Below are 19,934 nucleotides of genomic sequence, written 5' to 3' on the forward strand. Positions count from 1 at the left end.
GCGTTATATTTATGCCCAAAGGCAAAATCATTAAAGCATTAAGTGGATTTTATTATGTATTAAGTGAGGGTCAATTAATACAATGCCGCGGAAGAGGGGTTTTTCGAAAAAATAAGATTACCCCTTTAGTAGGGGATGAAGTCGTTTTTCAGGCGGAAAACGAAACAGATGGCTATCTTTTAGAAGTAAGCGAAAGAAAAAATGAATTAGTAAGACCACCAATTGCCAATGTTGATCAGGCTATTCTTGTATTTTCGAGTGTGGAGCCTGAGTTTAGTACAGCTTTATTGGATCGTTTTCTTGTATTAATTGAATATAACAGAATAGATCCAGTCATCTGTATTACCAAAATGGATTTGGCGAGTAGCCATGAGGCGGAAAAAATGAAAGAATTTGCAGCACAATATGAGGCAATTGGATATCCTGTTATTTTAACCTCTTCTGAGACAGAATTAGGAATAGAGCAGTTACTTCCTTATGTTAAGGATAAAATATCAGTATTTGCAGGACAATCAGGTGTAGGAAAGTCTTCTTTATTAAATGTAATAAGACCTGATTTAGAACTAAAAACAAATGAAATCTCTTCCCATTTAGGAAGAGGAAAGCATACAACTCGACATGTAGAGCTTATCTCAATCGGAGACGGTCTTATCGCCGATACACCAGGTTTTAGTTCCCTTGAGTTTATGGAAATCGAAGCAGAAGAGTTGAATTATTGTTTTCCCGAAATAGAAAAAACAAGCGAAAACTGCAAATTTAGAGGCTGTCTTCATCTTTCAGAACCAAAATGTGCAGTTAAAGAAGCCGTCGAAAACAATGAAATCCCATTATATCGTTATGAGCATTACAAAGATTTTCTCCAAGAAATTAGAGATAGAAAACCTCGGTATTAGTTTTTTTGCTGGTTTCTAAAGGATTGTTGTCTTAACGCGAGCCTCACGGAAAGCGAAGTGTATTCCGGCTGCGGAGAATAACCACAAACTTTACGAAACCAGCCTAGTTTTTTAATGGTTGTTTCGATTCAAAAGAAAACATTTTGCAGGATCAAAATACAGCTAAAGAGCATTTAAACAATCAAATTCAATTAAGTTAGAATGTACCTTTTAAAAGCAGATTCTTTATCTATAGCGCTATGTTTAGTTTTAAACATAGGCATATAAAAAAGAGTCTGCATTTTTGTATAGAAAAGAAATAAGAGGAGGAGAAATATGATTGTACATATTATGGCTGGTGGACCTAAGCAGTATATTCCTAAGCTAGACAAGTATCCGAAAGATATTTGTTGGATTGGCGTAGATCGAGGCGTTATTTATTTAATGGAAAAATCTATTCCGACCTATGCTGCTTTTGGTGATTTTGATTCTATTTCAGAAGAAGAACTACATAACATAGAAGCAAAAACAGGAATTATTAAGCGGTTTAAACCAGAAAAAGATGAAACAGATATGGAGCTTGCTCTTCTGTGGGCAATCAAAGAGGGAGCAACACTCATTCGACTATTTGGAGCAACAGGAGGAAGACTCGATCATACGATAGCAAACCTTCAGCTCTTATTAAGAGAAGCTATAGATCATAAAGATGTTAAAGTGGAAATTATCGATAAGCAAAATAGCGTAGCCGTTGTCCCAGCAGGCTCTTACACCTTGAAAAAAATGAGTGAATATAAATATATTTCATTTTTTCCTTTTAGTACAAAGATTGTAGGTCTAACTTTAGAAGGTTTTAAATACCCTTTAGTAAGGAGAAATCTTCCTGCGAGCAGCACATTATGCATTAGTAATGAACTAATTCGAGAAACTGGTACTTTTTCCTTTGATGAAGGCATATTAATGGTAATAAGAAGTTGTGATTAATTTTGATAAATGATGGTACTAATTTGTTTTATCTGAATAGGATATGTAAGTGCTAGCGATGTTTATTGATTAAGGAGGGACAGTATTCATGAGATTTTATACCATTAAATTGCCGAAATTTTTAGGAGGACTTGTCCGAGCAATGTTAGGAACCTTTAAGAAGGACTAACAAAAAGATTCTGCGGATTTTTTTAGTAAAGACAACCTTTCGCTTTAAGGCGGGAAATTTCGAGAACTTACTGTACTTATACGGCTTGGCTGATTGTTTGGAGACAAAATAAAAAAGGACATGTGACATGTCCTTTTTTATTGCAATTGATCTGATTAAACGCGTTCTACTTTACCAGATCTTAATGCTCTAGCAGAAACCCAAACACGTTTAGGTTTACCATCTACTAAAATACGAACCTTTTGAAGGTTAGCTCCCCAAGTACGTTTGTTAGCGTTCATAGCATGGGAACGAGCATTACCTGTAGTTGTTTTTCTTCCAGTTATAACACATTTACGTGGCATGTATATTTCCCTCCTTATTACAGAAACCCATTAAAATGAGTTTGAAAAGTCATAGATAGCAATTTACTTATAGTCTGCTAAATAATCCTCGTTACAGATACCTTAATAATTTATCATACAACTTAAATGAATGCAATAGTTGGATTAAAAGCTTTCAAGAAAATTTCCTTGACATGTATTTCTCACTATATAAATTCGTTTATTCCAACTCTTTATGGGAATAGTAAAATAAGTAGTTGTTTTCTGAATTTGTGCCAATACTTTAATAGTAGTATTATTTTGTTATATAATAATGATAAGCTTTTTAACTATAGCTTTCAAAAAAGTTTTGGTTATAGTAAAATGTCAGTAGTCAAGGAGCAATTCCAAAGGGGGAAAACTCATGTCCATTGAACTAAAAACGAATTTCGGACAAATTGATATATCAACAGAAGTTATCGCTACAATCGCAGGTGGAGCAGCAGTAGACTGCTACGGTATCGTTGGAATGGCGTCGAAAAATCAAATTAAAGACGGTTTAACAGATATTTTGCGTAAAGATAACTTTACACGTGGTGTAATCGTTCGAAAAGTTGAAGAAGAAGTACATATTGATATGTATATCATTGTAAGTTACGGAACGAAAATCTCCGAGGTTGCGCACAATGTTCAATCAAAAGTAAAATACACGCTCAATAAGACAGTTGGACTTGCCGTTGACTCGGTTAATATTTACGTTCAGGGAGTTCGTGTGACGAACCCGTAGTAGAGGAGGAAACACAGTGTCAATTACAGTTTTAGAAGGAAAGCGATTTGCCGAAATGGTAATCCAAGGAGCAAACCATTTATCCTCTAATGCTAAATATGTAGATGCGTTAAATGTTTTTCCAGTGCCAGATGGAGATACAGGAACGAATATGAATTTATCGATGACTTCAGGTGCAAAGGAAGTTCAAAAGAATATTCAATCGCATATCGGTAAAGTTGGAACCTCATTATCTAGAGGGCTATTAATGGGAGCTAGAGGAAATTCTGGGGTTATTCTTTCTCAATTATTTCGAGGCTTTTCAAAACATATAGAGCAAAAGGAAACAATAACTGGAAAAGAATTTGCACAAGCTTTACAATTCGGTGTGGAAACAGCATATAAAGCAGTAATGAAACCGGTAGAGGGAACGATTCTTACAGTTGCGAAGGATTCTGCAAAGAAAGCGGTTCAATCTGCCGAAACGAATGACGACATTATTGTTATCATGGAAGATACAGTGAAAGAAGCGAAAGCTTCATTAAATAGAACACCTGACCTATTACCTGTTTTAAAAGAAGTAGGTGTTGTGGACAGTGGTGGGCAAGGATTAGTATTTGTCTATGAAGGCTTCCTTGCTGAGCTTAAAGGTGAAAAACTTCCTGACGCTGTTCAAAACGTTGTTTCAATGAACGAATTAGTAAATGCAGAGCATCATAAAAATGTTCATAGTTATATCAATACAGAAGATATTGAATTTGGCTATTGCACAGAGTTTATGGTTCGTTTAGAACAGGAGAAATTAGGAAACAAGCCGTTTTCAGAAGAAGACTTTAGACAGGCTTTAAGCAAATACGGAGATTCTTTACTTGTTATCGCAGATGATGAGATTGTGAAAATTCACATTCACTCTAATCATCCAGGTGAAGTTTTATCATTTGGTCAAAAGTACGGTAACTTAGTAAAAATGAAGATTGAAAATATGCGCGAGCAGCATAGCAACTTAGTGGATTCAGCAGAACAAGAGGAAGCAATTAGCGCTCATTCTGTTGAAGAACAAAAAGAGTATGGGATTGTAACGGTTTCTATGGGAAGCGGAATTGCAGATCTTTTTAGAAGCATCGGTGCTCATTATGTTATCGAGGGCGGCCAAACGATGAATCCTAGTACAGAAGATATTGTTAATGCAGTGAAACATATTAACGCGAAAAAAGTCTTTATTTTGCCAAATAATAAAAATATTATTATGGCAGCAGAACAAGCAGCTGAAGTATTAGAACAAGACGTAGTTGTTATTTCTTCTAAAACTGTTCCTCAAGGAATGTCAGCGTTGCTTGCTTTCAATCCTTCTAGTGATTTAGAAACAAATGAGAAGAATATGAAAGCTGCGCTTGAACATGTAAAAACAGGTCAAATTACGTATGCGGTCAGAGATACAAGCATCGATGGGCTAGAGATTGAAACAGGCGATTTTATGGGACTTGCAGATGGGAAAATCGTTGTAAAAAGCAAAGAAAAAACAGAATCTGCACAAGAACTTTTACAATCTATGATTGATGAGGATTCTGAAATTGTAACGGTAATCAAAGGAGAAGAAGCGACGGAAGAAGAAGTAGATACGCTTGTATCCTTTATTGAAGAAAATTTTGAAGATGTGGAAGTTGAAGTTCATGACGGTAAGCAACCACTATATTCCTTCATCTTTTCAATCGAATAATCATTAGCTAAAAAAGGGTGTGCCTTAGGAGAGGTATGCCCTTTTTTGTTTTTTAGGGGAGGTGGAACGGTGGGGACGGACGGGCAATTTTGTTTGAAGAAGAGAGCTGGGGAAGGTATGTCTGTTACTTTGAAGGTGAGTGGTTGAACGAAAAGGTAACAGAGAAGCGATTTCTGAGCCCGTGCAGTGCAGAAAAAAGAGTTTAAGGTAACAGAGAAGCGATCTCTAAGCCCGCGCAAGGAAGAAAAAGCCGCTTAAGGTAACAGAGGAGCCCTCCCTAAAATCCCTAAAGCAAACAACCCCCAACTATATTAACTTTTCATATCAAGCAACATACATAACAGTCTTTATTTTCCATTCAGCAAAATAAAGAGAACGATAAGAATTAGAACCATATATTAATATAGTATGATATTATATAGTGTAATGAATTGAAACACCGTATTACGGAAAGACGACCATCATTTGATTTTGGGTATTTAAGGGGAGAAAAATCCATGAAATATAAAAGTGTTTTTGATATTATTGGTCCGGTCATGATTGGTCCGTCCAGTTCCCACACAGCAGGTGCGGCGAGAATTGGAAGAGTCGCACGCAATCTTTTTGAAAGAGAACCAAAATGGGTAAATATTCATTTTTATGGTTCCTTTGCTGAAACCTATAAGGGGCATGGGACGGATGTGGCAATTATCGGAGGGATTCTTGATTTTGATACATTTGATGAACGAATTAAAGCGTCCTTAGAAATAGCGGAACAGCATGGAATCCAAGTTAAATTCCATATAGAAGAAGCGATACCAGAGCATCCAAATACTGCTAAAATCCATTTAGGAGACGAAAAAGGTGAAATGGAGCTAGTTGGTATTTCTATTGGCGGTGGAAAAATTGAAATCACAGAACTTAATGGGTTTAAATTAAAGCTTTCTGGTCATCACCCTGCAATATTGGTTGTTCATAATGATCGATTCGGGGCTATTGCTAAGGTTGCGAATGTATTGGCTAAATATGAAATAAATATCGGTCATATGGAAGTAAGCCGTAAAGAAAAAGGGAAATTGGCTTTAATGACAATTGAGGTCGATCAAAATATAGAAGAAGCGATTTTAAAAGAGCTTGAGCAGTTAGATTCGATTGAAAAAGTAACAACAATCGTGGAATAAAGGGAGGGGTAAATATGTTCCGTAATGTAGCAGAATTGGTAGAAATGGCAACAACTAGAAATTTACCGATTTCCGAAATTATGATTGAACAAGAAATGAACGTAACAGGAAGAACAAGAGCAGAAATACTTGCACAGATGGAAACAAATTTGCAGGTAATGGAGCAAGCGGTGGAAAGAGGGTTGAATGGAGTAGTATCCCATTCCGGATTGACTGGTGGAGATGCCGTTTTACTTCAAGAATATATTAAAAAAGGTCAATTTCTTTCAGGAGAAATTATTTTAGATGCAGTTAGTAAAGCTGTTGCAACGAATGAAGTAAATGCAGCAATGGGAATGATTTGCGCAACACCAACAGCAGGATCTGCAGGTGTTGTACCTGGTACGCTTTTTGCTGTGAAAAATAAACTGAATCCAACAAGAGAGCAGATGATTGCGTTCCTTTTTAATTCAGGTGCATTTGGGTTCGTGGTTGCAAATAACGCATCAATCTCTGGTGCTGCTGGCGGATGCCAAGCGGAAGTTGGCTCGGCTGCTGGGATGGCTGCAGCTGCGATTGTAGAAATGGCAGGAGGAACACCTGAACAATCAGCGCACGCTATGGCAATTACACTAAAGAATATGCTAGGTCTTGTTTGTGATCCAGTTGCTGGTTTAGTCGAAGTTCCATGTGTAAAACGAAACGCCATGGGAGCAGCGAATGCAATGATTGCTGCAGATATGGCGCTTGCAGGCATAAAAAGTCGTATTCCTTGTGATGAAGTAATTGATAGTATGTATCGAATTGGTCAGGCAATGCCTACGGCGCTTAAAGAAACAGCACGGGGAGGGTTGGCAGCAACACCAACTGGTCGGAGACTGGAAGCTGAAATCTTTGGTAGTGCCGCTGCCGCTAACAAGTGAATGAAACATTACAACTATCCGTCGATCACATAAAAGGCGTTGGAGCAGAAACAAAAAAACAATTAGAAGAAATGAATATATACAAAATAAATGATTTGCTAGAATATTTTCCTTATCGCTATGAGGATTATCGTCTGAAAAACCTCGAAGAAATAAAGCATGAAGAAAAAGTGACGGTAGAAGGGAAGGTTCATAGCGAACCATCCCTTATTTTTTATGGAAGAAAGAAATCTAGATTAACGATAAAGCTATTAGTAGAACAATACTTAATTACGGTCGTATTTTTTAATCAGCCTTATTTAAAAAGTAAATTAGCTGTGCAAGAATTAATTACAGTAACAGGAAAATGGGATCAGCATCGCCAAACAATTACGGCGAATCATTTGCAAATTGGCAGTAACCAAAAGGGGCATTTATTTGAACCAGTGTATGCGGTAAAGGGCAATATTACGGTCAAAAATTTACGTAAATATATTTCGTCCGCATTAAGTCAATATGGAGAGTTAATCGAAGAAAACTTTCCGTCTTCTATGCTAACAAAGTATCGATTGCTAGCACGGAAGGAAGCACTGCAAATTATTCATTTTCCTGAAAAGAGAGAGGATCTTACCCAAGCAAGAAGAAGATTTGTATATGAGGAATTCCTCTTGTTTCAACTGAAAATGAGTGCGTTAAGAAAATACGAAAGAGAGCATTCCGGTGGGAAAAGTCAGCAGTATTCCCTTGAAAAGCTAACAGCCTTTATAGAAACTCTTCCTTTTCCTTTGACAAATGCTCAAAAAAGAGTGGTTAATGAAATCTTGACAGATATGAAAGCAGAGGTCCGAATGAACCGGTTGCTGCAAGGGGATGTGGGATCTGGAAAAACAATTGTTGCTGCTATAGTTTTATATGCATCTATCCTTTCTGGTCACCAAGGTGCATTAATGGCGCCGACAGAAATTCTTGCAGAGCAACATGCGGATTCTCTCCACGGTATCTTTTCAAAATTCGGGGTTACTTGCGGGTTGTTAACAAGCTCTGTTAAAGGAAAAAAACGAAAAGAATTGCTGGTCCAATTAAAAGAAGGAAAAATAGATATTTTAATAGGCACACATGCACTGATCCAAGACGATGTGGAATTTAAATCGCTAGGATTAGTCATTACAGATGAGCAGCATCGCTTTGGAGTTGAGCAAAGAAGAGTATTAAGGGAAAAGGGAGAAAATCCTGACGTTCTGTTTATGACAGCAACCCCAATTCCAAGAACGCTCGCCATTACTGTCTTTGGCGAAATGGATGTTAGTATCATTGACGAAATGCCAGCAGGACGAAAAAATATTGAAACATATTGGGTAAAGCACGATATGTTAACAAGGATCCTTCAATTTATGGAAAAAGAACTCCATCAAGGAAGACAAGCCTATGTTATTTGTCCATTAATCGAAGAATCGGAAAAGCTGGATGTTCAAAATGCGATTGATGTCCATGCGATGTTATCTACCTTTTTTCACGGAAGATATCAGGTTGGCCTGATGCACGGGAAACTTCATGCAGATGAGAAGGACAACATGATGAAACAGTTTAGTCAAAATGACATTCAAGTTCTAGTAAGTACAACGGTTGTCGAAGTAGGCGTAAATGTTCCAAATGCGACGTTTATGCTTGTGTATGATGCAGAACGATTCGGATTATCACAGCTCCATCAACTTAGAGGAAGAGTCGGGCGAGGTGACGCTCAATCTTATTGCGTCTTAATCGCAGACCCAAAAACAGATGTTGGAAAAGAAAGAATGAAAATCATGACCGAAACAAGCGACGGATTCGTTCTAAGTGAGAAAGATCTAGAGTTAAGAGGACCAGGAGACTTTTTCGGAAAAAAACAAAGTGGTTTACCTGAATTTAAAATGGGCGATATGATTCACGACTACCGCATCTTAGAAACGGCAAGAAACGATGCAACCATTCTAATCGAATCAGCCGCATTCTGGCAAAATGACGACTACAAAGCCCTAAGAGATACGCTAAAGGAAACAGGTGTCCTAAATGGAGAAAAACTAGACTAATCGCGACTATATTTCCCAGTAAATAACAAGCTGATTGATAGCCTTCAATACTTCTCGATGGTAAACAAGGAAATAGGAGTTTAAACACTAAGCAGGCAATTGTGAGGTTATTAAAAAATACTTAATTTCGAATGAAATTAAGAGCAATCATATTTGAAGATTGGTTTGAAGAAGTGTACGCTCGCCCCATAGAAAGCGAGCGTACACCTCGGAAGACAAATCCACACCTAAGTATAAAACGTGGCTACTATCAATCATTAATAGCTAGCAGTTGGAACAAAACTTCGGCTTGCATTCCAACTATATAAATTATATACTACTATTAGTACCTAGTCTTAATAGTGCGGTGGTGTTAATAAATGAAGAGAACTAAACGGGAACGTCAACAGTTTTTAGTGGAGACAATTAAAGAGACTCCTTTTATTACAGACGAGGAATTGGCGGAAAAATTCTCTGTTAGTGTACAGACAATAAGACTAGATCGGTTAGAACTATCAATTCCAGAGCTTAGAGAGCGAATTAAAAACGTCGCAAAACAATCACTTGAAGACGAAGTGAAAGCATTGCCTATCGAAGAAGTTATTGGGGAAATAATCGATATGGAATTAGATAATTCAGCTATATCTATCTTTGAAGTAAAACAAGAACATGTCTTTAAACGAAATGGAATTGCAAGGGGACATCATCTCTTTGCCCAAGCGAATTCTCTTGCGGTAGCCTTAATCAACGACGAACTTGCACTAACAGCAAAAGCCAATATTCACTTTACTAGATCGGTTAAATTAGGTGAACGTATTATTGCAAAAGCAAAAGTAATTCATATAGATAGTATAACCGGCAGAACAACGGTAGAAGTTAATAGTTATGTGAACACGGAATTAGTTTTTAAAGGTGAATTTGATATGTACCGTGCCAAAAGATAAAGGAGTAATTAGTATGATGAAAATTGCCATTGATGCAATGGGTGGAGACAATGCCCCGAAAGAAATAGTTATTGGTGCCCAAAAAGCAGTAGAAGCTTTTTCAGATTTAGAAATACTTCTCGTTGGAGACGAAAAACAGATTCAATCTTTCCTAACTACGAAAGAACGAATTAATATTTTACATACAGAAGAGCAAATTTTAGCAACAGATGAACCAGTAAGGGCAGTACGCAGAAAAAAAACAGCTAGTATGGTCCTTGGTGCAACAGAAGTAAAAGAGGCTAGAGCAGATGCGTTTATCTCTGCAGGAAATACAGGTGCTTTAATGGCAACTGGATTGTTTGTAGTTGGGAGAATGGAGGGAATTGACCGTCCGGCATTAGCCCCAACGTTACCGACAATCGGCGGAGAAGGTTTTCTTCTACTTGATGTTGGCGCAAATGTGGATGCCAAGCCAGAAAACTTAGTTCAGTATGCAATGATGGGAAGCATTTATTCCGAAAAGGTTAGAGGCGTTGCCAAACCAAGAGTTGGATTATTGAACATTGGGACAGAAGAGAAAAAGGGGAATGAATTAACGAAGAAAACCTTTGAACTTCTCCAAAATACCGATATTCATTTTATAGGAAATGTGGAAGCACGTGATTTGCTTGATGGAGTATGTGATGTTGCTGTGACAGATGGGTTTACAGGCAATATGATTTTAAAAACGGTTGAAGGAACAGCGATGTCTATGTTTAAAATGATTAAAGCTGAGTTAATGAGCAGCTTTACTTCCAAAATGGCTGCTGCAGTCCTAAAGCCAAATTTAAAACAAATAAAAAATAAATTGGATTATTCAGAGTATGGCGGTGCAGCCTTATTTGGTTTAAATGCACCTGTTATTAAAGCACACGGTTCATCTGATAGCCAGGCGATATTTAGCGCAATTAGACAAACAAGAGAGTTTGTGCAATCAGGTGTGGTCGCTCAAATAAAAGACGCAATGGAGTAAAATGAGGAATAAAGACAGAAACGGCAAATTCAACTCTAATGGGAAGAAAAGGAGAGTAAAAACAAATGGGTAAAATTGCTTTTGTTTTTCCTGGACAAGGCTCACAAGTAGTCGGAATGGGAAAAGATTTATTTGAACAATTTGAACCGGCAGCGAATTTATTCAAAAAAGCTGATCAAAAATTAAACGTTTCTCTAACAGACTTAATTTTTGAAGGACCAAAGGAAGAACTTACACTTACACACAATACACAGCCAGCCTTACTGACAACGAGTATCGCCATTTTAGAACATTTTAAGCAATTTGATATACAGCCAGATTATGTGGCGGGACATAGCTTAGGTGAGTATTCTGCGTTAATTGCAGCAGGCGTGGTATCTTTTGAAGATGGTGTATATGCAGTTCGTAAGCGTGGAGAATACATGCAAGAAGCGGTCCCAGCAGGTGAAGGAGCGATGGCAGCTGTGCTCGGGCTAGATCGAGAGCAATTGACTGCCGTGACACTTGAGGTCTCTGATGCAGGTAATTCCGTACAGCTAGCGAATCTTAATTGTCCTGGGCAAATTGTTATCTCAGGAACAACGAAGGGCGTAGAATTAGCGGGAGAAAAAGCTAAGGAAGCAGGGGCAAAGCGTGCAATCCCTCTTGAAGTGAGTGGTCCTTTCCATTCAGAACTAATGAAGCCAGCTGCAGAGAAATTTGCTTCTGTATTGGATGACTTGGACTTAGTAGATGCAAAAATCCCTGTCATTGCTAATGTTACAGCTGCTCCAATCCAAGATAAGGCAGATATTAAAACAAAGCTAGTAGAACAATTATATTCATCTGTTCTTTGGGAAGATTCTGTTCGAAACATGCTTGATTTAGGGGTAGACACTTTTATTGAAATCGGACCTGGTAAAGTTCTTTCTGGTTTAATTAAGAAAATTGATCGAAAAGCGAAAGTGTATGCTGTAAATGATATGGAAACAAGTACTAAAGTTGCAGAAGAGTTAAAGGGGGATTTGTAAGTGAAGTTAGCTGGTAAAGTTGCTGTTGTTACTGGAGCATCTCGAGGAATTGGTAAATCGATCGCGCTTGAGTTAGCGAAGCAAGGCGCAGACGTTGTTGTTAACTATGCTGGTAGTGTAGATCGTGCCAATGAAGTGGTAAAGGAAATTGAAGCTCTAGGCAGAAAAGCAATTAGCATTCAATGTGATGTATCCAATACCGATTCTGTAAATGCGATGATGAAAGAGGCACTTGAATCGTTTGGCAACATTGATATTTTAGTTAATAATGCTGGGATTACAAGGGACAATCTGTTAATGCGTATGAAGGATTCAGAGTGGGATGACGTTATAAATACAAATTTAAAAGGTGTGTTCCTTTGCACGAAAGCTGTAACAAGACCGATGATGAAGCAAAGAAAAGGAAGAATAATTAATATTACTTCCATCGTTGGCGTGACAGGAAATCCTGGACAAGCTAATTATGTTGCGGCAAAAGCAGGTGTGATTGGTTTTACGAAAACGACAGCAAAAGAACTTGCACAACGAAATATTACGGTAAATGCAATCGCTCCTGGATTTATTACAACAGATATGACGGATAAACTGACAGAAGAAGTAAAAAATAGCATGCTTACGCAAATCCCTCTAGGCCAATTTGGCAGACCTGAAGACATTGCCAATGCCGTTGTCTTTTTAGCTTCGGATGACAGCAGTTATATTACGGGACAAACATTGCATATTGATGGTGGAATGTATATGTAATGATTCCTTTATGAAAAGGAAAGAGTGTGAATAGTAAGAGAACAAACATTAGATAAAGTTCTCATTTATTATTTCGTTAAAATACTCTATAATGCATTTGAGGGGAGGTGAAATAAATGGCAGATGTATTAGAGCGTGTAACAAAAATCGTTGTAGATCGTCTTGGAGTGGAAGAATCTGAGGTTACTTTAGAAGCTTCTTTCAAAGATGATTTAGGCGCTGACTCTCTTGATGTAGTTGAACTTGTTATGGAATTAGAAGATGAGTTCGATATGGAAATTTCTGACGACGATGCTGAAAAGATTTCTACAGTTGGTGATGCTGTGAATTACATAAGTAATCGCTAGTCATTGTTTAAAAGCTCCGTTATCCACGGGGCTTTTAATTTTGTATGTGAGCGATTATTTAGGAGAAAACTATTACAGTAGAAAAAGTTACTATATTGATTGTGAAAAGGCCTGAAGAATAGATGACAATCTCTGTTTGTTTGATGTATACTAATAACTAAATGCCTATAATAAATAGGAATGTAGTAATGGTTGATGAACGGCAAGATCATCGTCGTTCAAAGGAATATTATATACGGCGCTTAAAAAGCGCAATAAATAGATAGAAATAGTTTTTCTTATGTGAAGTGGGGTTTTCCCCCTAGTGGTAGCCCGATTTCTGTAATAGAAAAGGCTTGGAGAGAAAAAACTTTCCAAGTTTCTTTGCGTTTTTTATCTTTTTTACTTAAACTTGAAATGAATTGTAAACTTAGTGCTAAGGTGGAGGCAAAATGCGAGGCAATCGAAAAGACAAAAGAACTGTTCGACCAAATGAGAAAAAAATGAAGGAACTTCAAGATAAATTAGGGATTCATTTTACGAATGAAAAACTATTGAAGCAGGCTTTTACCCATTCATCATATGTGAATGAGCATCGAAGAAAACCACACGAAGATAATGAAAGATTAGAATTTCTTGGTGATGCCGTTTTAGAATTAACGGTTTCTAAATTTCTCTTTAAGAAATTTCCAATGATGAGTGAAGGGGAACTAACCAAATTGCGAGCAGCAATCGTTTGCGAGCCATCTCTTGTTTCCTTTGCCAATGAACTTTCCTTTGGTGTATATGTGCTCTTAGGAAAGGGAGAGGAAATGACTGGAGGAAGAACAAGACCCGCGCTGCTTGCTGATGTATTCGAAGCGTTTATTGGTGCTCTTTATTTAGATCAAGGATTAGATTCAGTGGTAGCATTTTTAGAGGAAGTTATTTTTCCAAAAATAAATAACGGTGCTTTTTCTCATGTGATGGATTTTAAAAGTCAACTACAAGAATATGTACAAAGAGATGCTGTTGGAACAATTGAGTATAAAATACTACTTGAAAAAGGACCCGCACATAATAGAGAGTTTATTTCACAAGTCTTTTTAAATGATCGAGAACTTGGAACTGGAATGGGACGTTCTAAGAAAGAAGCAGAGCAACAGGCTGCGCAAAAATCATTATTAATGTTAAAGGCGGATAGTGAAAAATAAATGCTTAAAAAAGCAAACAAAGAAAAACAACTAGAGGAAAACAAGGAAGAATCGGGGTGAGGGTATGTTCTTAAAACGGTTAGATATCATCGGTTTTAAGTCATTTGCAGATCGAATTTCTGTCGATTTTGTGCCAGGTGTAACGGCAGTCGTTGGCCCAAATGGAAGTGGGAAAAGTAATATAACCGATGCGATTCGCTGGGTGCTTGGAGAACAATCTGCAAAATCCTTGCGTGGAAGTAAGATGGAGGATGTTATTTTTTCAGGAAGTGACTCCAGGAAAGCAGTCAACTTTGCTGAAGTAACGTTGACTTTAGAAAATGAAGATCATTTCCTTCCATTGGATTTCCATGAAGTAAGTGTTACAAGGCGTGTTTATCGTTCAGGAGAAAGTGAGTTTCTAATCAATAAGCAATCTTGTCGTCTTAAGGATATTGTTGACTTATTTATGGATTCAGGATTGGGACGAGAGGCTTTTTCGATCATCAGTCAGGGGAAAGTCGAGGAAATCTTAAATAGTAAGGCAGAAGATCGTAGGTCCATCTTTGAAGAGGCAGCAGGCGTGCTAAAATATAAGACGCGAAAGAAAAAAGCAGAAGGAAAGCTTGTGGAAACACAAGATAATCTTAATCGTGTAAACGATATATTACATGAATTAGAAAGTCAGGTGGAACCATTAAAGATTCAAAGCTCGATGGCAAAGGAATATCTACATCATCGAGAAAATCTTGAATCGATTGAAGTTGCCCTAATGGTTCATGATATTGAAGAAGCGCACGCACGATTTGAAGCAATCTCGAAACAACTAGAAGCTTATAAACAAGAGGAGCTAAAGCTATCCTCCATGCTGCAAAGTAAAGAAGCAAAGATGGAAGAAGTAAAAAATGAAGTAGCTGCTCTAGATGAATCTATCGATGATCTCCAACAAGTTCTTCTTTTAGTCAGTGAAGAATTAGAAAAACTAGAAGGTCGAAAAGAAGTATTAAAAGAACGAAAAAAGAATGCAACACAAAATCGTGATCAACTTGAAAAAAGCAAAGTGGAATTGCAAGAAAGAGTAGAAGCCCTTCTTTCGCAAAAAGAAACACAACAAAAGCTTGTTCACGAATTACAAGCGGAGTCAAAAGAAATTGAAGAAACATTAAAAGTTAATGAGAATAATCTTGCCCTTTTTAACGAGAATTTAGAAGAAAAAATCGAAATGTTAAAAAGTGATTATATCGATATTGTTAGTAACCAAGCAGCCTCAAAAAATGAATTGAATTCTGTTATCCAGCAATTAGAGAATCAAGAAAAAAGAACGTCTCAGCTTGATGAGGAAAATGCTAATTTTACAAATGAACGTGACCGCATTCAGGAGAAAAAAAGTGAGATTACGGAAAAACTAACAGAGCTTTCTGACATACTTGAGAAATGGTCTACTATATGGAATGAAAAGCGCACCCATTTTCAAGGAATAGAAGCAAAAGTTCAACAGGTGGAGAAAGCTCTTTATCAATCCTACCAGTATGCACAGCAGGCAAAGTCTCGGAAAGAAATGCTCGAAGAATTGGAAGATGACTATTCTGGATTTTTCCAAGGGGTAAAAGAAGTGCTGAAAGCAAGAGGTAAGTCTTTGCATGGTATTAGAGGGGCAGTTGCAGAATTAATGCATGTTCCAAAGGAATACAGTGTTAGCTTGGAAATTGCTTTAGGTGGATCGATGCAGCACATAGTAGTAGAAACAGAACAAAATGGTCGCGAAGCAATTGCATTTTTAAAGAAAAATGGTTTTGGACGAGCTACGTTTTTACCAATGAATGTTATTAAGGGAAAAACACTTGCTGATTCTCAACTACGGTTAATTCAAGGGCATCCTGCATTTATTGGTATAGCTGCAGACTTGATTAACTATGATAGTCAATATAGTGAAATTATGCGTAGTTTATTAGGCAATGTTGTCATTACTAAGGACTTAAAGGGTGCTAATGAAATGGCGAAAATCCTTCAGTATCGTTCTCGTTTTGTGACGTTAGAAGGAGAAATTGTTAACCCTGGTGGTTCGATGACTGGTGGAGCAATTAAGCAAAAGCAAGCCTCCATTATTACCCGAAAAGGTGAATTGGAAGAGCTTAAGAAAAAGATTTTTGAGATGGATAAAACGTCCCTAAAGCTTGAAGAGCAACTGAAAAAAGGCAAAGCAGCTTTGCAAACGGAAGAGTTATCGATTGAAGAAGCACGCTTAAAAATAGAGGATCTTCGTTTCCAAATTCAAACATGGAAAGACGATTTAAAAGAGGTTGAATTCGAAGAAAGAGCAATGAATGATAAATTGTCTCTATATGACCGCAACAAGGCTGACTCTCACCAAGAACAAGAGCTTCTCCAAAAGAGGCGTACTGATTTGCAACAAAAGCTTGAACAACAAAATAAAAAACTGTCTGAATTAGATAAAGAGATTGCTTTGCTTACGGAGCAGAAAAATAAACAAACTGTTTCCAAGGAATCTGTAGTAAATGTTATCAGTGATTTACGAATTCAATCTGCAGCTAAAAAAGAACAGCTTCGACATGAAAAGGATAAGCTAGCAACCATTATTCAAGAACATGAAACAACAGAAGAAAAGTGGGAGCTTGTAAAGGAAGACCTTCGTTTGCTATCTTCTGAAATGAGTAATTCTCATTCCGGAGAAGCGACATTAGAAGAAGCTGCCGAGCAGAAACAGCAGGAAAAGCAAGAAACCATCCAGTTGATTTCTTTACGCAGAGAGGAAAGATTGCAGAAGCAAATGCAATTAGAAGAGCTTGAACTGGAAACGAAGGAGCAACGTAGACTTCATCGAGGAATCGTTCAAGCTTTAAAGGATGAAGAAGTAAAATTAAACCGTGTAGACGTAGAATTAGATACTCGATTAACTAATTTGCGTGAGGAATACTTATTGACGTATGAAGGAGCGAAACTAGATTATCCTTTAACACTAGAAGTAGATGAAGCACGTAAAAAGGTGAAACTAATTAAATTAGCAATGGAAGAACTAGGAACAGTCAATCTTGGTGCCATTGAGGAATATGAGCGAATTTCTGAAAGATACGAGTTTCTTCTAGAGCAAAAAACAGATTTAGAAGAAGCAAAGGATACCCTTTACCAAGTAATCGATGAAATGGATGAGGAAATGAAAAATCGATTTGAGCAAACTTTTGAAGGAATAAAAGCTCATTTTGAAACAGTTTTTCAAAGCTTATTTGGCGGAGGTAGTGCCGATTTAGTATTAACGAATCCAGAAGATCTTTTAAACACAGGAGTAGAGATTGTTGCCCAACCACCAGGGAAAAAACTACAGAATTTAAGTTTATTATCTGGTGGGGAAAGAGCGCTAACAGCAATTGCTCTATTATTCTCTATTCTGAAAGTAAGACCTGTTCCGTTCTGTATTTTGGATGAGGTTGAAGCAGCATTGGATGAAGCAAACGTATTTCGTTTTAGCTCCTATTTAAAACGCTATAGCCATGAGACACAGTTTATTGTTATTACCCACCGTAAAGGAACAATGGAAGAAGCAGATGTGCTTTATGGGGTAACAATGCAAGAATCTGGTGTTTCAAAGCTAGTTTCGGTTCGTCTAAGTGAAACCAATGAATTAGTTGCAAATGGATAAGTCTTTTAGCTATGAGCTACAAGTGATCTAAAATATTAAGGCCCCGTTTTCTGAGGCTTACTGTTTTCTACGAAGGTTAGGCAGTAGGTCTTGGAAGATTTTATTGCTCGCTCTCTAGGCAATATTATTAAAACATTAGATCTTTTACATAACCAGTATTTTTGAAATGGAAGAAGGGATATTAATGAGTTTTTTTAAAAAGTTAAAAGAAAAAATGTCTCAACAGACGAATACGGTAACCGAGAAGTTTAAAGAAGGTCTGACAAAAACAAGAAATAATTTTTCAGAGAAAGTGAATGATCTCGTTTCTCGCTACCGAAAAGTGGATGAAGATTTCTTCGAAGAGCTGGAAGAAATCCTAATTGGAGCAGATGTTGGCTTTGAAACAGTAATGGAGTTAATTGATGAGCTAAAAAAAGAAGTGAAAAGAAAAAACATCCAAGATCCAAAAGAAGTCCAAGATGTAATTTCCGAGAAATTGGTTGCTATTTATGAGAATGGTGAAGAAGAATCTTCTACGATTAATATGCAAGCAGAAGGGTTAACAGTCATTCTCTTTGTAGGCGTAAATGGAGTAGGGAAAACAACGACAATAGGTAAGCTTGCTCATAAGTATAAAGAAGAAGGTAAAAAAGTGTTACTTGCTGCAGGAGATACGTTCCGTGCTGGAGCAATCGAACAATTGGAAGTGTGGGGAGATCGGGTTGGAGTAGATGTCATTAAACATACAGAAGGATCTGATCCAGCAGCTGTTATGTTTGATGCCGTTCAAGCTGCTAAATCTCGCCAAGCTGATATCCTTTTATGTGATACGGCTGGAAGACTGCAGAATAAAGTTAATTTAATGAAGGAATTAGAAAAAGTTAAACGAGTAATTGAACGAGAGGTTCCAGGGGCTCCTCATGAAGTGTTACTTGTGCTAGATGCAACGACTGGACAAAATGCATTAGTGCAAGCAAAAACATTTAAAGAAACAACAAATGTAAGTGGAATTGTTCTAACGAAATTAGACGGGACTGCTAAAGGTGGAATTGTTCTTGCGATTCGTAACGAACTACATATTCCAGTTAAGTTTGTAGGATTAGGGGAAAAAATGGATGATCTTCAAGGATTCGATCCAGAAAAATATGTATATGGTTTATTTTCTAACTTAGTGGAGCAAAGCGAAGAATAAAAGAAAATGGAAGTCGGATGTCGTAAAAGAAACTTTACGACATCTTTTTTTTGTAAATTATTGTTAAACTATTGCGAAGGCGTTATAAAAATAAGGATAAGTAGAATACTAAAAAATAACATTATCTATTTATTTCGGAGGGAAGATGTTTGATTATTCAATGCGCTGTATTACTTATTCTTATTGGAGGTATTGTGTTAACAGTTAAAGGACATCTTGTTCAGCATCATGCCTATGCTCGACTTGGCGACTCTTTGCCTGCTAAAAAATACGAGGAAGCAGAATTAGAAAGTTTACTCACTATAGAAGAAGAAAATCTTTTCCTAAGTAGTTTAACAGGTATGCGAATGAAAATAATTGGCGCACTTTTAATAGCAATACCAGCTAGCGTTCTTATATTATTTCACTTAAATTAGGAGATTGATGTGGTATTGGCTGATAAAAATAAAAAGTTTAGCTGAAAAGAAGGAGAATTTGGCTGATAAATAAAAAGTTTAGCTGAAAAGAAGGAGAATTTGGCTGATAAATAAAAAGTTTGGCTGAAAAGAAGGAGAATTTGGCTGATAAATAAAAAGTTTGGCTGAAAAGAAGGGAAATTTGGCTGATAAATAAAAAGTTTGGCTGAAAAGAAGGAGAATTTGGCTGATAAATAAAAAGTTTGGCTGAAAAGAAGGAGAATTTGGCTGATAAATAAAAAGTTTGGCTGAAAAGAAGGAGAATTTGGCTGATAAATAAAAAGTTTGGCTGAAAAGAAGGAGAATTTGGCTGATATATTAAAATTTTAACTGATTAGACTGCTGATAAATGAAATATAAATTAGTCTTTCACAACAAAATGTTAAAACGAACAATTTTATAATCCATACTAATCACCAAAACTTCTGTAAGCATACCAAAACAGGAGTTTTTAAATTTTACGCGTAAAAAAATAGTTGCTAACACATAAAACATTTCCAACATTCCCCTCGTCTAATAAAATATAGAAACTCATAATGAAATTACAAAAAAATATATGTATAAAAA

At 36.9% G+C, this 19,934-nt stretch carries 18 protein-coding genes; 17 read left to right on the forward strand and 1 reads right to left on the reverse strand.

The window, feature by feature from the left end; all coding sequences use genetic code 11:
- Window positions 1–11 precede the first annotated feature (11 nt).
- The 3 genes from rsgA (at window position 12) to spoVM (ending at window position 2,022) form a co-directional block, all read left to right on the forward strand.
- Window positions 12–893: a ribosome small subunit-dependent GTPase A gene (gene rsgA, locus HHU08_RS09805; protein ID WP_169188361.1), complete on the forward strand. Its 882-nt coding sequence runs from the start codon at window positions 12–14 to the stop codon at window positions 891–893.
- Between the two features lie 315 nt (window positions 894–1,208).
- Window positions 1,209–1,853 carry a thiamine diphosphokinase gene (locus HHU08_RS09810; RefSeq protein WP_169188362.1) on the forward strand — a complete coding sequence of 215 codons (645 nt, stop codon included), beginning with the start codon at window positions 1,209–1,211 and terminating at the stop codon, window positions 1,851–1,853.
- An 88-nt stretch (window positions 1,854–1,941) separates the two neighbouring features.
- Window positions 1,942–2,022 carry a stage V sporulation protein SpoVM gene (gene spoVM, locus HHU08_RS09815; RefSeq protein ID WP_016201070.1) on the forward strand — a complete coding sequence of 27 codons (81 nt, stop codon included), beginning with the start codon at window positions 1,942–1,944 and terminating at the stop codon, window positions 2,020–2,022.
- A 155-nt stretch (window positions 2,023–2,177) separates the two neighbouring features.
- Here the strand turns inward: spoVM and rpmB are convergent, their stop codons facing one another.
- Window positions 2,178–2,366 (reverse strand): 50S ribosomal protein L28, encoded by a 189-nt coding sequence (gene rpmB / locus HHU08_RS09820; RefSeq protein ID WP_016201071.1) that lies wholly within the window; start codon window positions 2,364–2,366, stop codon window positions 2,178–2,180.
- A gap of 382 nt (window positions 2,367–2,748) precedes the next feature.
- Here rpmB and HHU08_RS09825 point away from each other — a divergent pair, with 382 nt between their 5' ends.
- From HHU08_RS09825 to HHU08_RS09890, 14 genes are all read left to right on the forward strand, one after another.
- Window positions 2,749–3,111, forward strand: a complete 363-nt coding sequence (locus HHU08_RS09825; RefSeq protein ID WP_016201072.1) for an Asp23/Gls24 family envelope stress response protein — start codon at window positions 2,749–2,751, stop codon at window positions 3,109–3,111.
- Between the two features lie 16 nt (window positions 3,112–3,127).
- The gene (locus tag HHU08_RS09830) at window positions 3,128–4,807 is read left to right on the forward strand and encodes a DAK2 domain-containing protein (RefSeq protein ID WP_016201073.1); all 1,680 of its coding nucleotides are present in this window, start codon (window positions 3,128–3,130) and stop codon (window positions 4,805–4,807) included.
- 497 nt (window positions 4,808–5,304) lie between these two features.
- Window positions 5,305–5,967, forward strand: a complete 663-nt coding sequence (sdaAB, locus tag HHU08_RS09835; protein WP_016201075.1) for an L-serine ammonia-lyase, iron-sulfur-dependent subunit beta — start codon at window positions 5,305–5,307, stop codon at window positions 5,965–5,967.
- A 14-nt stretch (window positions 5,968–5,981) separates the two neighbouring features.
- Window positions 5,982–6,869 carry an L-serine ammonia-lyase, iron-sulfur-dependent, subunit alpha gene (sdaAA, locus tag HHU08_RS09840; protein WP_016201076.1) on the forward strand — a complete coding sequence of 296 codons (888 nt, stop codon included), beginning with the start codon at window positions 5,982–5,984 and terminating at the stop codon, window positions 6,867–6,869.
- Window positions 6,866–8,914 carry an ATP-dependent DNA helicase RecG gene (recG, locus tag HHU08_RS09845; RefSeq protein WP_169188363.1) on the forward strand — a complete coding sequence of 683 codons (2,049 nt, stop codon included), beginning with the start codon at window positions 6,866–6,868 and terminating at the stop codon, window positions 8,912–8,914. The genes sdaAA and recG overlap by 4 nt, the downstream gene beginning before the upstream one ends.
- A 359-nt stretch (window positions 8,915–9,273) precedes the next feature.
- Window positions 9,274–9,837, forward strand: coding sequence for a transcription factor FapR (fapR, locus tag HHU08_RS09850; protein ID WP_016201078.1), 564 nt, complete (start codon window positions 9,274–9,276; stop codon window positions 9,835–9,837).
- A 16-nt stretch (window positions 9,838–9,853) separates the two neighbouring features.
- Window positions 9,854–10,831 (forward strand): phosphate acyltransferase PlsX, encoded by a 978-nt coding sequence (gene plsX / locus HHU08_RS09855; protein WP_016201079.1) that lies wholly within the window; start codon window positions 9,854–9,856, stop codon window positions 10,829–10,831.
- Window positions 10,832–10,896: 65 nt separating this feature from the next.
- A complete protein-coding gene (fabD, locus tag HHU08_RS09860; protein ID WP_016201080.1) occupies window positions 10,897–11,841 on the forward strand; it encodes an ACP S-malonyltransferase in 945 nt (314 codons plus the stop codon).
- Window positions 11,842–12,585, forward strand: a complete 744-nt coding sequence (fabG, locus tag HHU08_RS09865; protein WP_016201081.1) for a 3-oxoacyl-[acyl-carrier-protein] reductase — start codon at window positions 11,842–11,844, stop codon at window positions 12,583–12,585.
- 116 nt (window positions 12,586–12,701) lie between these two features.
- Window positions 12,702–12,932: an acyl carrier protein gene (locus HHU08_RS09870; protein WP_016201082.1), complete on the forward strand. Its 231-nt coding sequence runs from the start codon at window positions 12,702–12,704 to the stop codon at window positions 12,930–12,932.
- 431 nt (window positions 12,933–13,363) lie between these two features.
- Window positions 13,364–14,104, forward strand: a complete 741-nt coding sequence (gene rnc, locus HHU08_RS09875; RefSeq protein ID WP_016201083.1) for a ribonuclease III — start codon at window positions 13,364–13,366, stop codon at window positions 14,102–14,104.
- Between the two features lie 64 nt (window positions 14,105–14,168).
- Window positions 14,169–17,738 carry a chromosome segregation protein SMC gene (gene smc, locus HHU08_RS09880; RefSeq protein WP_169188364.1) on the forward strand — a complete coding sequence of 1,190 codons (3,570 nt, stop codon included), beginning with the start codon at window positions 14,169–14,171 and terminating at the stop codon, window positions 17,736–17,738.
- A gap of 184 nt (window positions 17,739–17,922) precedes the next feature.
- Window positions 17,923–18,912 carry a signal recognition particle-docking protein FtsY gene (gene ftsY / locus HHU08_RS09885; RefSeq protein ID WP_016201085.1) on the forward strand — a complete coding sequence of 330 codons (990 nt, stop codon included), beginning with the start codon at window positions 17,923–17,925 and terminating at the stop codon, window positions 18,910–18,912.
- Window positions 18,913–19,061: 149 nt separating this feature from the next.
- Window positions 19,062–19,328, forward strand: coding sequence for a hypothetical protein (locus HHU08_RS09890; RefSeq protein ID WP_016201086.1), 267 nt, complete (start codon window positions 19,062–19,064; stop codon window positions 19,326–19,328).
- The last annotated feature ends 606 nt before the right edge of the window (window positions 19,329–19,934 follow it).

The sequence above is a fragment of the Niallia alba genome, from assembly GCF_012933555.1.
Lineage (GTDB): Bacteria > Bacillota > Bacilli > Bacillales > Cytobacillaceae > Niallia > Niallia alba.

What these genes read in the sequence shown, in the direction of transcription:
- rsgA (WP_169188361.1), top strand. Translation starts at nt 12, where the DNA reads ATGCCCAAAGGCAAAATCATTAAAGCATTAAGTGGATTTTATTATGTA.
- HHU08_RS09810 (WP_169188362.1), top strand. Translation starts at nt 1,209, where the DNA reads ATGATTGTACATATTATGGCTGGTGGACCTAAGCAGTATATTCCTAAG.
- spoVM (WP_016201070.1), top strand. Translation starts at nt 1,942, where the DNA reads ATGAGATTTTATACCATTAAATTGCCGAAATTTTTAGGAGGACTTGTC.
- rpmB (WP_016201071.1), bottom strand. Translation starts at nt 2,366, where the DNA reads ATGCCACGTAAATGTGTTATAACTGGAAGAAAAACAACTACAGGTAAT.
- HHU08_RS09825 (WP_016201072.1), top strand. Translation starts at nt 2,749, where the DNA reads ATGTCCATTGAACTAAAAACGAATTTCGGACAAATTGATATATCAACA.
- sdaAB (WP_016201075.1), top strand. Translation starts at nt 5,305, where the DNA reads ATGAAATATAAAAGTGTTTTTGATATTATTGGTCCGGTCATGATTGGT.
- sdaAA (WP_016201076.1), top strand. Translation starts at nt 5,982, where the DNA reads ATGTTCCGTAATGTAGCAGAATTGGTAGAAATGGCAACAACTAGAAAT.
- fapR (WP_016201078.1), top strand. Translation starts at nt 9,274, where the DNA reads ATGAAGAGAACTAAACGGGAACGTCAACAGTTTTTAGTGGAGACAATT.
- plsX (WP_016201079.1), top strand. Translation starts at nt 9,854, where the DNA reads ATGAAAATTGCCATTGATGCAATGGGTGGAGACAATGCCCCGAAAGAA.
- fabD (WP_016201080.1), top strand. Translation starts at nt 10,897, where the DNA reads ATGGGTAAAATTGCTTTTGTTTTTCCTGGACAAGGCTCACAAGTAGTC.
- HHU08_RS09870 (WP_016201082.1), top strand. Translation starts at nt 12,702, where the DNA reads ATGGCAGATGTATTAGAGCGTGTAACAAAAATCGTTGTAGATCGTCTT.
- rnc (WP_016201083.1), top strand. Translation starts at nt 13,364, where the DNA reads ATGCGAGGCAATCGAAAAGACAAAAGAACTGTTCGACCAAATGAGAAA.
- smc (WP_169188364.1), top strand. Translation starts at nt 14,169, where the DNA reads ATGTTCTTAAAACGGTTAGATATCATCGGTTTTAAGTCATTTGCAGAT.
- ftsY (WP_016201085.1), top strand. Translation starts at nt 17,923, where the DNA reads ATGAGTTTTTTTAAAAAGTTAAAAGAAAAAATGTCTCAACAGACGAAT.